At 66.6% G+C, this 13,353-nt stretch carries 11 protein-coding genes and 1 pseudogene; 6 read left to right on the forward strand and 6 right to left on the reverse strand.

Features of this window, described 5'->3' with window-relative positions; genetic code table 11:
• The 3 genes and pseudogenes from AB0Q99_RS15415 to AB0Q99_RS15425 all read right to left on the reverse strand — a co-directional run.
• A pseudogene (locus AB0Q99_RS15415) lies at window positions 1-481 on the reverse strand (hypothetical protein); the annotation flags it as partial.
• A gap of 225 nt (window positions 482-706) precedes the next feature.
• Window positions 707-1,666, reverse strand: a complete 960-nt coding sequence (locus AB0Q99_RS15420; protein WP_363571857.1) for a pirin family protein — start codon at window positions 1,664-1,666, stop codon at window positions 707-709.
• 221 nt (window positions 1,667-1,887) lie between these two features.
• Window positions 1,888-2,322, reverse strand: a complete 435-nt coding sequence (locus AB0Q99_RS15425; RefSeq protein ID WP_363572096.1) for an SseB family protein — start codon at window positions 2,320-2,322, stop codon at window positions 1,888-1,890.
• A 283-nt stretch (window positions 2,323-2,605) separates the two neighbouring features.
• On the opposite strand from AB0Q99_RS15425, the gene AB0Q99_RS15430 reads away from it, so the two are divergent.
• The gene (locus AB0Q99_RS15430) at window positions 2,606-4,435 is read left to right on the forward strand and encodes an acyl-CoA dehydrogenase (protein ID WP_363571859.1); all 1,830 of its coding nucleotides are present in this window, start codon (window positions 2,606-2,608) and stop codon (window positions 4,433-4,435) included.
• A 341-nt stretch (window positions 4,436-4,776) separates the two neighbouring features.
• On the forward strand, window positions 4,777-6,084 hold the full coding sequence (locus AB0Q99_RS15435; RefSeq protein WP_363571861.1) for a M18 family aminopeptidase: 1,308 nt from the start codon (window positions 4,777-4,779) through the stop codon (window positions 6,082-6,084).
• An 88-nt stretch (window positions 6,085-6,172) separates the two neighbouring features.
• Here the strand turns inward: AB0Q99_RS15435 and AB0Q99_RS15440 are convergent, their stop codons facing one another.
• Window positions 6,173-7,987 carry an NHL domain-containing thioredoxin family protein gene (locus tag AB0Q99_RS15440; RefSeq protein ID WP_363571863.1) on the reverse strand — a complete coding sequence of 605 codons (1,815 nt, stop codon included), beginning with the start codon at window positions 7,985-7,987 and terminating at the stop codon, window positions 6,173-6,175.
• A gap of 216 nt (window positions 7,988-8,203) precedes the next feature.
• On the opposite strand from AB0Q99_RS15440, the gene AB0Q99_RS15445 reads away from it, so the two are divergent.
• Together AB0Q99_RS15445 and AB0Q99_RS15450 are read left to right on the forward strand one after the other, a co-directional pair.
• The gene (locus tag AB0Q99_RS15445) at window positions 8,204-9,913 is read left to right on the forward strand and encodes a DUF262 domain-containing protein (protein ID WP_363571865.1); all 1,710 of its coding nucleotides are present in this window, start codon (window positions 8,204-8,206) and stop codon (window positions 9,911-9,913) included.
• Between the two features lie 2 nt (window positions 9,914-9,915).
• On the forward strand, window positions 9,916-11,148 hold the full coding sequence (locus AB0Q99_RS15450) for a HipA domain-containing protein (protein WP_363571867.1): 1,233 nt from the start codon (window positions 9,916-9,918) through the stop codon (window positions 11,146-11,148).
• Window positions 11,149-11,268: 120 nt separating this feature from the next.
• Here AB0Q99_RS15450 and AB0Q99_RS15455 read toward each other — a convergent pair whose 3' ends face one another.
• A complete protein-coding gene (locus AB0Q99_RS15455) occupies window positions 11,269-11,877 on the reverse strand; it encodes an XRE family transcriptional regulator (protein WP_363571869.1) in 609 nt (202 codons plus the stop codon).
• Window positions 11,878-12,177: 300 nt separating this feature from the next.
• On the opposite strand from AB0Q99_RS15455, the gene AB0Q99_RS15460 reads away from it, so the two are divergent.
• Together AB0Q99_RS15460 and AB0Q99_RS15465 are read left to right on the forward strand one after the other, a co-directional pair.
• Window positions 12,178-12,369 carry a hypothetical protein gene (locus AB0Q99_RS15460; protein WP_363571871.1) on the forward strand — a complete coding sequence of 64 codons (192 nt, stop codon included), beginning with the start codon at window positions 12,178-12,180 and terminating at the stop codon, window positions 12,367-12,369.
• Complete coding sequence (locus tag AB0Q99_RS15465) at window positions 12,362-12,568, forward strand: hypothetical protein (protein ID WP_363571873.1); 207 nt, start codon at window positions 12,362-12,364, stop codon at window positions 12,566-12,568. The genes AB0Q99_RS15460 and AB0Q99_RS15465 overlap by 8 nt, the downstream gene beginning before the upstream one ends.
• A 66-nt stretch (window positions 12,569-12,634) precedes the next feature.
• Here AB0Q99_RS15465 and AB0Q99_RS15470 read toward each other — a convergent pair whose 3' ends face one another.
• Window positions 12,635-13,210 carry a recombinase family protein gene (locus tag AB0Q99_RS15470; protein ID WP_363571875.1) on the reverse strand — a complete coding sequence of 192 codons (576 nt, stop codon included), beginning with the start codon at window positions 13,208-13,210 and terminating at the stop codon, window positions 12,635-12,637.
• Between the last annotated feature and the right edge of the window lie 143 nt (window positions 13,211-13,353).

The following is a 13,353-nucleotide window of genomic DNA, read 5'->3' on the forward strand; positions in this document are numbered from 1 at the left end:
GGCGTCCGGCGTCCGGCGTCCGGCGTCCGGCGTCCGGCGTCCGGCGTCCGGCGTCCGGCGTCCGGCGTCCGGCGTCCGGCGTCCGGCGTCCGGCGTCCGGCGCGGCCAGCTTCTTATTGTATCCAACGCCGTGCGAGAGGACTGCCAACTTGCCTTTGATGTCGGCGAGTTGGCCGCCGAAGCTGGCCGATACGGCCAGGTCCACGGGGATCGTGAGGGCCTGCTCCCAGGGCAGGACCGGAACGCCCGTCGAAGCGAGCAGTTCCTCCACGCCCGACTGGAAGGGCGACGATCCGGTGCAGGTGGCCAGCAGCTGGATCCGCAGATCGTCCCGGAACAGCGGGAGCACATCGAGCAGCCGCGTCGCGGCGGTCACGTTGTGGACGACCAGCAGGACCCGCCGGCACCGGCCGCGGGTGGCCCAGCGGCCCGCGTCGGACCCCACTGGTACCCGAACCCAGTGCTTCAGGTCCTCGACCACGTCGCAATCCCAGCCCTTCCACGTCGAGGCCGCTGCCGCCACCGCTTCCGATCCCGAAGTCGGAACCGTCAACGTATCGCGTCGAGGTGGGCGGGCTCAGCCCTCCGGCCGGGCCGGCCGGACGTCCGGAAGGGGAGCGGGTCGGAGGAACGGCTGCGGCGCCGCACGGCGGAGCGGCGGAGTCGGAGACCGCTCCGCAGCTCCGCCACCCCGCCGCGCCCGGACTCAGCGGCCGTCGGCGGGCACGGTGCCCAGCCGGCCGGCCTGGAAGTCCTCCATGGCCTGCTGGAGTTCGCGGTGGCTGTTCATCACGAACGGCCCGTACCAGGCGACCGGTTCGCGGATCGGGAGGCCGCCGAGCAGCACGACCTCGAAGGTGGCGTTCCGGGAGTCCTGGCTCTCGTCGGCGCGGATGGTGATCGAGTCGCCGTCGCCGAACAGGACCGCCTGGCCCATGGCGAACGGGCGCCGGTCCTGGCCGGCCGAGCCCTTGCCCGCCAGACCGTAGGCGAGAGCGTTGAAGTCGGCGCGCCAGGGAAGGGTGATTTGGGCGCCGGGGCTGACCGAGGCGTGGATCATGGTGATCGGGGTGTGGGTGGCCCCGGGGCCCTGGTGGCCGTCCAGTTCGCCGGCGATCACCCGCAGCAGGGCGCCGCCGTCCTCGGTGCTGAGCAGCTTGACGCTGCCGCCGCGGATGTCCTGGTACTTCGGGGCGATCATCTTGTCCGAGGCGGGCAGGTTCACCCACAGCTGGAGGCCGTGGAACAGGCCGCCGGACATCACCAGCGACTCCGGCGGGGTCTCGATGTGCAGCAGGCCGGAGCCGGCCGTCATCCACTGGGTGTCGCCGTCGGTGATGACGCCGCCGCCGCCGTGCGAGTCCTGGTGCACGAAGGTGCCGTCGATGATGTAGGTGACGGTCTCGAAGCCGCGGTGCGGGTGCCAAGGGGTCCCCTTGGGCTCGCCGGCCGCGTAGTCCACCTCGCCCATCTGGTCCATCATGATGAACGGGTCGAGGTACTTGGTGTCGATCTTGGCGAAGGCGCGGCGGACGGGGAAGCCCTCGCCCTCGTAGCCCTCGGGGGCGGTGACCACGGTCCGGACCGGCCGGGCGTTCGTGACGGCGGCGTCCGGCGTGGTGACGCGCGGGAGGGTCAGCGGGTTGTCGACGGTCACGGCGGGCATGTCGGCCTCCTTCGAGGGGGGTTCTTCGGCCTACGTGCACGAGGTTAGTTCAATCCTCAACAACAAGCAAGTTGAAAGTTGAACTATGTAGTGAGGAGGGGCCGCCGGGCTCCTTCCTCCCCAGGATGGGGCAGGCGGGGGTCCTCCGCACCGCGGCGCGGCCGACCGGCTGTCCGTCGGTCGTCCGTCGGCCGCGCCGGGGGCGGCTCGCCGGCCGTTCGTCAGCCGTACATGCGGCGCATGGTGAAGTCGACCATCTGCTCGACGGCCTTGGCGTCGAACACCATCCGGTGCTCGCCCTCCATGTCCAGCGCGAAGCCGTAGCCGGTCGGCAGCAGGTCCAGGACCTCGGCGCCGGTGACGGTGAAGTGCTTGGAGTCCTTGCCGGCGTAGCGGCGCAGCTCCTTCAGCGAGCTGAACATCGGGATCACCGGCGTCGGGGTGTTGTGCAGCGCGAGGAAGCCGGGGCGGTCGCCGCGCGGGCAGTGCACCTTCGAGGTGATGAAGATGGCCTGGAAGTCCTCGACCGCCATCGAGCCGGTGGTGAACGCCCGGACGGCGTCCGCCAGCGAGGGCGGGGAGGGCTCGGGGTAGAGCGACTGCTGGTTCGCCTGTGACTGCGCCCCGTAGGCGTCCGGTCCGGGCATGCCGTTCATGCCCGGCTGCGGTCCCGCCTGCTGCTGGTAGGGGTCACCCGGGTATGCGTTCTGGTCATATCCGTACACACGGACAGGCTAGCGGGAGCGCACCCGCCCGCGCTGGCGTCGATCCTGACAAAGGAGTGGTTGCCCGGACTGTGGGACGTGACCACGTTCATAGCGGATTCACTGTCGAGGGCTTGCCCAAGTTACCGCTGGGTAGCATCATGATGCCTACTGGTGGGTACGGGACGCCGGACCGCGGCGGTCTCCCGGAAGCGACGAACCGGAGAAAACGGCCATGGGGCACTACAAGTCCAACCTGCGTGACGTGGAGTTCAACCTCTTCGAGGTGTTCGGCCGCGAGCAGGTCTACGGCACCGGACCCTTCGCGGACATGGACGTCGAGACCGCGAAGAACATCCTGAGCGAGATCGCGCGCCTGGCCGAGAACGACCTCGCCGCGTCCTTCGCGGACACCGACCGCAACCCGCCGGTCTTCGACCCCGAGACCAACACCGCGCCGATCCCGGCCACCTTCAAGAAGAGCTACCAGACCTTCATGGACGCCGAGTGGTGGCGCCTGGGCATCCCGGAGTCGATCGGCGGCCAGGTCACCCCGAACTCGCTGATCTGGGCCTTCGCCGAGCAGATCCTGGGCTCGAACCCGGCCATCTGGATGTACTCCTCCGGCCCGGCCTTCGCCGGCGTCATCGCCGAGGAGGGCACCGAGGCGCAGCTGGAGGTCGCCAAGCGGATGACCGACCGCCTGTGGGGCTCCACCATGGTCCTCACCGAGCCCGACGCGGGCTCCGACGTGGGCGCCGGCCGCACCAAGGCGATCCGGCAGGAGGACGGCTCCTGGCACATCGAGGGCGTGAAGCGCTTCATCACCTCGGGCGAGCACGACATGTCCGAGAACATCATCCACATGGTGCTGGCCCGCCCCGAGGGCGGCAAGCCGGGCACCAAGGGCCTGGGCCTCTTCATCGTCCCGAAGTTCGACTTCGACTGGGAGACCGGCGAGCTCGGCGAGCGCAACGGCGTCTACGCCACCAACGTCGAGCACAAGATGGGCCTCAAGGCCTCGAACACCTGCGAGATGACCTTCGGTGCCAAGCACCCGGCCAAGGGCTGGCTGCTCGGCGAGAAGGTCGACGGCATCCGCCAGATGTTCAAGATCATCGAGTTCGCCCGCATGATGGTCGGCACGAAGGCCATCGCCACCCTCTCCACCGGCTACCTGAACGCGCTGGAGTACGCCAAGGAGCGCGTGCAGGGCGCCGACATCTCGCAGTTCCTGGACAAGACCGCCCCGCGCGTCACCATCACCCACCACCCGGACGTGCGCCGCTCGCTGCTGACCCAGAAGGCCTACGCCGAGGGCATGCGCGCGCTGGTCCTGTTCACCGCGTCCACCCAGGACGACATGATGGCGGCCAAGCTGCGCGGCGAGCACGACGAGGCCGCCGAGCGCCTGAACGACCTGCTGCTGCCGATCGTGAAGGGCTACGGCTCGGAGAAGTCCTACGAGCAGCTCGCCCAGTCCCTGCAGACCTTCGGTGGCTCCGGCTACCTGCAGGAGTACCCGATCGAGCAGTACATCCGCGACGCCAAGATCGACACCCTGTACGAGGGCACCACCGCGATCCAGGGCCAGGACTTCTTCTTCCGCAAGATCGTCAAGGACGGCGGCCAGGCGCTCACCGCGCTGTCCGAGCAGATCCAGAAGTTCCTCGGCTCGGCCGCCGGCGGCGACGCCCTCGCCGCCGAGCGCGAGCTGCTGGCCAAGGCCGCGGGCGACCTGGAGGCCATCGTCGGCAAGCTGCTGGCCGACCTGACCTCGGTCGAGCAGGACGTCAAGAACATGTACAAGGTGGGCCTCAACACCACCCGCCTGCTGATGGTCTCCGGCGACGTCGTGGTCGGCTGGCTGCTGCTGCGTCAGGCCGCGGTGGCCCTGGCCAAGCTGGAGGCCGGCGCCTCGGAGAAGGACGTCCCCTTCTACCAGGGCAAGGTCGCGGCGGCCCGCTTCTTCGCCAAGAACGTCCTGCCGACCGTCGCGCCGCAGCGCCTGATCGCCGAGGGCATCGACAACGAGATCATGGAGCTGGCGGAGGAGGCCTTCTGAGGCCCGTAGTCCTTCCGACTGCCTGACACACCCTCACACCGAAGGGCCCGGCTGCCACCGGGCCCTTCGGTGTTCCGTGCGTGGCCCGTTCCGTCCGTGTGCGGTCCGTTCCGGGCTCCGTCCGTTCCCGTCCTTGCGTGGCCCGTTCCGTCCGGGCGCGGTCCGTTCCGGGCTCCGCCCGTCCTGCCGTCGGACGTCCCGTGATCGGCCGGTATCTCGGGTCGTTCACGGTCGTGTCCGGGTCCAGAGGTTCCGAATGCCCTGTCCGTGTACGGGCATATGCTCAAGGTGCGAAGCCGACTCCCCATCCGGCTTCGGCCCTCCCTCGACCCAGGAGCAGTATGTCGACCGCCGCCCGCCAGGCATTCTTCGACCGGACGCACAGCGACGACCTGATCGCGTTCCTCGGCACGTCGCCGTCCCCGTACCACGCGGTCGCGAGCGCCGCGGAGCGGCTGGAGAAGGCGGGCTTCCGGCAGGTCGCCGAGACGGACGCCTGGGACGGCGCCGCCGGCGGGCGCTACCTGATCCGCGGCGGCGCGCTGATCGCCTGGTACCTGCCGGAGGGGGCGGGCCCCGAGACCCCGTTCCGGATCGTCGGCACCCACACCGACTCGCCCAACCTGCGGGTCAAGCCGCTGCCGGACACCGGCTCGGCCGGCTGGCGCCAGGTCGCGGTGGAGATCTACGGCGGCGTCCCGCTGAACACCTGGCTGGACCGGGACCTCGGCCTCTCCGGCAGACTCGCGCTGAAGGACGGTACCGCGCGGCTCGTCCAGTTGGACGAGCCGCTGTTGCGCGTGCCCCAGCTCGCCATCCACCTGGACCGCCAGGTCAACGAGGGCATGAAGCTCGACAAGCAGCGCCACCTCACCCCGATCTGGGGCCTCGGCCCGGTCGACGAGGGCTCGCTGATCTCCTACGTCGCCGAGCGGGCCGGCCTGGCCGCCGACGACGTGGCCGGCTGGGACCTGATGACGCACGACGTCCAGCCCGCCTCCTACCTGGGCCGGGACCGCGAGCTGCTGGCCGGCCCGCGCCTGGACAACCTGCTCTCGGTGCACGCGGCCACCGCCGCGCTCGCCGCCGTCGCCACGGCCGACGGCGCCGCCGAGCTGCCGTACATCCCGGTGATGGCCGCCTTCGACCACGAGGAGACCGGCAGCGAGTCCGACACCGGTGCGCAGAGCCCGCTGCTCGGCAACGTCCTGGACCGTTCGATCCACTCGCGCGGCGGCAACCCCGAGGACCGCGCCCGGGCGCTCGCCGGCACCGTCTGCCTCTCCTCGGACATGGGCCACGCCGTCCACCCGAACTACAGCGAGCGGCACGAGCCGGGCCACCACCCGATGCCGAACGGCGGGCCGATCCTCAAGGTCAACGTCAACAACCGCTACGCGACCGACGGCGTCGGCCGGGCGGTGTTCGCGGCCGCCTGCGAGAAGGCGGGGGTGCCGTGGCAGACCTTCGTCTCCAACAACGCGATGCCCTGCGGGACGACGATCGGCCCGATCACGGCGGCGCGCCTCGGCATCAAGACGGTGGACTGCGGTATCGCGGCGCTCTCCATGCACTCGGCGCGCGAGCTGTGCGGCGCGGAGGACCCGTACCTGCTGGCGAGCGCGATCAAGGCCTTCCTGGAGGGCTGAGCCCCTTCCGGTGCGACCGGGCGGCCCTCCGTTACAACGGGGCCCGGCGGACGACCGATCGTCCGCCGGGCCCCGTCGTCCTCGCGGGCTACTCCATCCCGGCCAGGACCAGCGGGAGGCGGCGGGCGCCGTCGGTGACCAGCTTCACCGGCACGCCCCAGTCCTGCTGGTGCACGTGGCACGCCGGGTACTCGATCTCCGGGTCGTCGTCGCAGGAGGCGGCCATCGCCGAGACGTGCAGCACGCCCTCGGCGACCTCGTCGGAGAGCACCAGCTCGCGGGAGAGGTCGCTGTCCGCGCCCGCGCCGGAGACCAGCAGCTCGGGCGGGGTCGAGCTGACCAGCAGCCGGGTGGACGGGCCGTAGCGCTCGTCCAGCTTCTGACCGCTCGGCGCCGAGAAGACCACGTCCAGCCGGAAGGCGCCCGGCGCGACCTCGGTGGCCGCGCGCTGGGTGCGGTGCGCCACCGACTCCACCCGCACCGCCTCCTCCGGCAGCCGCAGCCTGGTCAGCCGGTGCCGGGCCGACTCGACCACCACGATGTCGCCGTCCACCAGCACCGCGCCGGAGGGCTCGCGCAGGTCGGTGGCCAGCGTGCTGACCTCGCCGGTCGCCGGGTCGTAGCGGCGCAGCGCGTGGTTGTAGGTGTCGCTGACGGCCACCGAGCCGTCCGGCAGCACGGTGACGCCCAGCGGGTGCTGGAGCAGGGCCTGGTCGGCCGCGCCGTCGCGGTGGCCGAAGTCGAACAGGCCGGTGCCGACGGCGGTTTCGACCGTCCCTGTTTCACGTGAAACCCAACGCAGCGCGGAGGTCTCGGAGTCGGCGACCCAGAGCTTCCCGCCGTCCGCGGAGACCGCGAGACCGGACGGCTGGGCGAACCAGGCCTCGGCGGCGGGGCCGTCCACCAGACCCTCGTTGGTGGTGCCGGCCGCGACCCCGACCGTGCCGGCCGCCGGGTCGTAGGCCCACAGCTGGTGCACGCCCGCCATCGCGATCCACACCCGGCCGTCGAACCAGGCGACGTCCCACGGCGAGGACAGGTCCACCTCGCGGGCCGGGCCCTCGGTCGCCGAACCCTGCCACCACTGCCGGCCGGTGCCGGCCAGCGTGGTCACACTGCCGTCGGCCAGCCGCAGGCCGCGCAGGGCGTGGTTGACGGTGTCGGCGACGACCACGTCGTACGCCGAGCCCTCCGGCAGCAGCGCGAGGCCCTGCGGCTCGCTGAACCGGGGGCTGGTGCCGTCCACCAGGCCGCGCTGCCCGTCGCCGATCCGGCGCACCACCGTCTCGCCGTCCTCGGCCAGCTCGACCAGCGAGTGGTGGCCGGAGTCGGCGACCAGGAAGTGCCCGTTCGGCAGCCGGACCGCCTTGCCGGGGAACTTGAGGTCCCCCGCGGTCGGCTCCGGCGCCACGTACGGTCCGTCGCCGCGGCGCAGCGTGCCCTTCGCGGCGTGCTCGGCCTCCAGCTCCTCGACCAGCCGCGCGATCGCGTGGGCGTGCCCCTCACCGGCGTGCTGGGCGACCACGTAGCCCTCCGGGTCGATCACCACCAGCGTCGGCCAGGCCCGGACGGCGTACTGCTTCCAGGTGTCCAGCGCCGGGTCGTCCAGCACCGGGTGGTGCACCTCGTACCGGGCGACGGCGTCCACCACGGCCTGGTGGTCGGCCTCGTGCACGAACTTCGGCGAGTGCACCCCGACGATCACCACGGTGTCGCGGTGCTTCTCCTCCAGCTCCCGCAGCTCGTCCAGGACGTGCAGACAGTTGATGCAGCAGAAGGTCCAGAAGTCTAGTACGACACACTTACCTCGCAGGTCGGCAAGCTTGAGTTCCTTGCCGCCTGTGTTGAGCCATCCGCCGGCGCCGACCAGTTCGGGGGCGCGGACACGTGCACGAGAAGCCATGCCCCAATCAAACCCGATACGCGTGAGAACCATTCCGGCTCGGTGTGGGTGCCAGCAGCCGGAACCAGGACGGAGCTCGCGCGAGCCTCGTCGAGGAGCCTCCTGGCGGGCATGGCACAACTACGATGCTGCACGTTCTGTACCCATGGGCCCCGCGTATGCGCGACCATGGCTTCAGACTGGCGGTAGAGCCAGGGAGCGGATGAGGGGGCAGACGTGAGCAGTGGACTTGATGACCGTCCGAGTGCCACGATGTTCACCGTGGAGCGGCTGGTCGCTATGGCACGCTCTGGGGAGATTCGCATCCCCCATTTCCAGAGGGACTTTCGCTGGCAGCGTCAAGACGTCGTGAGGCTCTTTGACAGCATTGTCCGTGGGTACCCCGTTGGATCCCTTCTTCTCTGGCGTCGTCCTGCCCCCAAGCAGCTCATCCAGCTCGGATCTTTGGATCTTGAGGCTCCCGCCGTCGAAGTTGCCAGATGGGTGGTCGACGGGCAACAGCGAATTAAGAGTCTCGCGAGCGCATTGATCCCGGAGGCAAGCCGTGACCCGCGGTTTGCTTTGGCATATAACCTTAAGGATTCTGAGTTCGTCGCGCGGCCCGCTATAGATGAGCCGACAACTATTCCTCTTCCCGTAATTTTCAATCTCACGCAGATCCTGCAATGGTTCCAGAAATATCCGGAAGCGCTGGAATATGTCGATCAAGCCAACGAGATCACCCAGACTCTTCGGCAGTTCCAGATCCCGGCCTATGAGGTCACGCAGAATGACGTAAAAGTTCTGCAGGACATCTTTGACCGCATGAACAACTACGGCAAGCGCCTGAGTCGTGCCGAAATCTTCTCGGCGCTATTTGCAGATGATGAAGCCGTAACCGATCGCCTCACGTTCGACAAAATTGCTGAACATCTTGACGAGGACCTCGGGTTCGGGACGGTTGACAATGACACAATCCTGAGTTCCATGCTTGCCCGCCGCGGACCTGATGTGCGACGTGAGATTCGCAACGAGTTTGCAGATGATCGCCCAGATTCGCAAAGTAACCAGCCCGGGCGCGCGATCATCGATTTTCCCGATGAGGATCGCGATACCGCCTACCGGCATGGAGAAGTTGCGATGCGTCGCGCAATCGCATTTCTCCAGGAGGAAGCTGGCGTACCGCATGTCAGCGTGCTTCCGTATCGATATTTGCTGGTCGTCCTCACTCGCCTTTTTGCGCATCACCCGAGCCCGGACGCCAGGAGCATTCGCCTGCTGCGGAGGTGGTTCTGGCGTGCAGCAGTGGTAGGGCCAGAGGTTTTCAAGGGCAGCACCACGGGAGCAGTGCGGTTTCTCGTATTTGCGATCAAACCTGATGATCTCTCCGGATCGATCCAGGAGTTGCTGAAGCTTGTCTCCTATCCTGATATCCCCATTCCGGACATCAGGCGCTTTCGAAGTAATGAAGCGGCAACGAAGATCGTCCTATGCTCCTGGTGGGCCGGAATTCCCCGTTCGCTTGACGATGGCAATCCGTTTGACCGTGACGACCTCTCTGCGGCACTGCTAGACCGCTTGACTGCCCTTGATGCTGTTAAGTACATCGTGCCGCGCCAGTCAGTTCCGTCGGAATATCGATTGTGGGCCGCGAATCGGGCCCTCGTGCCACTGGTTGAAGGGAATGGGGCGACAATCGAGTCGCTGGCGACAAGGCGTCCGCTTCGACTTTCTGAGCGAGTTTGGCAGGCCGCGTTGGCATCGCACAGCATCTCGCCGGAGATGGTGTCCCTCTTGGCGGAGGGGAAGGTAGTGGATTTCTTGATGGCTCGCCAGTCTGCTCTTCAGCAGCAGCTATCGGCATTTCTCGGAAAAATGTGCGAGTGGAACTTTGAGAACACGCCGGCCCTCGCGGACCTGTTGCTAGAAGACTTGGAAGACGAGTAGCCATGCGCGAGGCCCAGTACTCGGTCTGGTTGCGGAATCGCCACGTCGGTATCCTGCACCAGAGGGGAGATCACACGCGACTAGCTTTTGATGTGGCCTATCAGGAGGATCCTAATAGGCCCGTCCTTGGGCTTCATTTTGAAGAGACGCTTCTATCTCCGCAGGCGTCCGCGCTGCGCCTTCCTCCCTGGTTCTCTAACCTATTGCCCGAAGGTAGAATTCGTGATTGGGTCGCAGAGGACAGAGGGGTCTCTGTAGATCGCGAAATGGAACTTCTGGCCCACATGGGGCATGATCTTCCGGGCGCAGTACGGATCCTTCCTGCTGGTGTTCCGGCCGACGGCGCGGACTGGGAGGTTGCGGCTCCAGTGCATGACTCTGCAGGCCCTGAGACTGGGCATCCTGGATGGCGAATCTCGCTGGCCGGCGTTCAACTGAAATTTGCAGTGATTTCTAAGCAGGATCGATTTACGGTTCCAGGATATGGTGAAGGAAGCGATTGGATCGTCAAGCTTCCGGACCGCCAGTTCACCCGTCTTCCCGAAAATGAATTCGCAATGATGTCCCTCGCCAAGGCTGCAGGGATTGACGTGCCGGATATCAAACTAGTCCATCGCGACGATCTCGACGGCTTGCCCCGCCATGTGTGGCCGGGGAGCGAGGAGTTCGCCTACGCGGTCAAGCGATTTGACCGAGGCCCCAAGCGCGAGACGATTCACATCGAGGATCTGGCTCAGGTTAGGAATTTCTATCCAGATGACAAGTATAGAGGGAACTTTGAATCGATTGCATCGCTGATTTATCGCGGTCGGGATTCCGAATCCCTGCTAGAATTTGTGCGCCGCCTGACTTTCGTGATCCTGGTCGGCAATGGCGATGCGCACCTGAAGAATTGGTCCCTTATCTATCGCGACCCGCGTATCCCGACGCTGGCTCCAGCATATGATCTAGTTTCGACTGCTATCTATCGAGTCGGTGACGGGCCAGAGGACTTGGGTCTGAAATTCGGGGGAACCAAAGCATTTGAGCGGGTGACTTATGCTACATTTCGGCGTCTCGAGGAGCGCTTGGGTGCTGTAGGAGCCGACCTTGCGGGTGAGGCCGAGCGGACTGTTGAGCGTCTGAAATCTGCATGGGATGAAAATGAAGATCTGCTCAGCAGGACTCCCGAGCTGAGTAGAAATGTCAATGAAATTCGAAATATGCGTGGTGCGTCGCTTGCGCGGCTCAGGTAGCGTTGAATGTGCTATCCAATTGTGCTAGTCGGTCCGAGATGAGGGACGCACATGCGGAAGCCGTGCCCCGATAGAGCTATTGGCATCGATGGGTAACTGCGTTCCTAAAGCAGGATGATGTCACCTAGAAATGCCCGGCCCCAGCACGGAAGAACCACGCTCCCAGAGTTCTTCGGCATGTGCCGCAAACCGGTCGAACATCCCTCCGTCCTGCTGTCGGCGGAGGTGCATCATTGGTGAATCGTGTCCGACGAACCGGGCCAGGTGAGGCGTCACAAGGGCTTGTGAGTCGAACCGGAACACGGACAGGCCGACATGGTTGGTCGCGTCGTCATCGGCGCTGTAACGGGCTTCCACGCCCTCTACGTCGTGCAACTTTGCCAGGTTCTCCTGGGTGATCCGGATACGGGTCGAGACGGTCAGGGCGACGTCCTCGACCCGTTCCCTCTGCGCTGTGGTCTCGCCGTTCGGATCGCCCAGAAGGAACCGCACTCGACAGCCGGCCTTGGCCTTGGCACGGAGCGTGCTCAGAAAGTTGGGCTGCTCCAGCCAGAGGAAGTAGTTCGTGAAGCCGGCGAAGAACAGATCATCCCTGGAGTCACTGATCAACTGCCCCCACGCTGCCGATGTGCAGGCGGAGCGGTAGGGGTAGACAGCGACGATCTCCCGGTCAGGGCCGGTCTTCAGGGTCGTCCGTACGATGTTCGGCCACAGCATCGCTTCACTCACCCCTAGCGCTTCGCTCGCGTCGACTCTATTCCGAGCGTGAGGGACCAACGCCTCATCCGTCAGCCATCGTTCCACCGTCTTAGGTGTCACCCCCACGCGGGTGGCCAACTGTCGGACGCTCACCCGGGCGTCCCCCATAGCGCGGTGAAGGGCAGTGTTCAAGAGACTCCCCCGAGACATTTGGGCGTTCTCAGACGCTACCGCCGAGCCGGGCCGGATGTCCCCACTTTGGCCACTGTTCTCGCCCGAACGGGCCGCTACACCAGTGGGGGACAGACCCGGACAGTGAGTGGAGCCAACATGTCAGCCGAGATGCGGGCCGAGATCTGCCACAGAGTTGTGCCCATGCCCCCGCAGCGTGGAGTCCTCGTCGATGTCTGGGGCGTCGCCGACGGCGATGATCCTGGCCACACCGTGACCGGGCCCGAGGGTGAGCCGGTGATCTTCTACAGCTTCACCGACGCGTCACGATGGGTGGCTGACCGTGGCTGAGCAGTGGGAACCGCAGGCAGGGCAGACGGCCTACGACCGGCGTTCGGGCCAGGCGGTCAGGGTTATGTCGGTGCACACCTTCGGGGTGTTCGTCCGGCCTATCAAGGGCGGCCGGGAGACGATCACGAAGCTGCGCGACCTGATCCCGCCGGATGACCAGCCGGGCGGATTCAACTCCTGGCAGGCAAACCGGGGTTGAGCCCAGCGCGTCAACGAGAAAGGGCACCCTCCTTGGGTGCCCTCTCGCCTGCTGCTCTGCTGCTCCCTACTCGGTGCCGAGTGCCCGATACAGGGTCGCCCGGCTGACTCCCAGCGCCTTGGCGATCACGGTCACGCTCTCACCCTTCGCCCGGCGGGCATGAGCGGCAGCGAGCTTGTCAGCGTCCAGGACATTCGGTCGTCCGCCTGTCCGTCCCTGTGCCCTGGCGGCCTCCAAGCCGGCACGGGTGCGATCCTTGATCAGGCTGCGCTCAAACTCTGCCATCGCGCCGACCACTTGGAGCATGAGGCGGCCGTCCGGGCTGTTCGGGTCGATGCTGGCGAGTGCCCCCGTCAGGACCTTGAAGCCGATCCCCCGCGCCGACAGTGCGTCCACCATGGTCACCAGGTCGATCAGCGACCGAGCGAAGCGGTCCAGCTTCCACACGCAGAGCGTGTCGCCAGGGCGCAGGTAGTCCAGGGCGGCGGCAAGCTCCGGGCGGTCAGTGTTCTTCCCGCTGGCCTTGTCCGTGAAGATCCGGGCGCAGCCCGCTGCGGAGAGCGCGTCGTGTTGAAGCTGTGCCTCCTGGTCGTCGGTGGAGACTCGGGCGTAGCCGATCAGGTGTCCAGTGTTCGTCGCCATGCCCCAAAAGTCTCATAACCCGTCTCATAACATCAAGGGCTTTCGATAGGTTTTGAGACGGGTTATGAACGCTCGATCGACCCCAGGCGGGCTGTTCGCAGGTCGTCGCACAAACCATCGTTTCTGAGACGGCCCGCAAGGGT

The organism is Kitasatospora sp. NPDC086791 (assembly GCF_040685975.1).
Lineage (GTDB): Bacteria > Actinomycetota > Actinomycetes > Streptomycetales > Streptomycetaceae > Kitasatospora.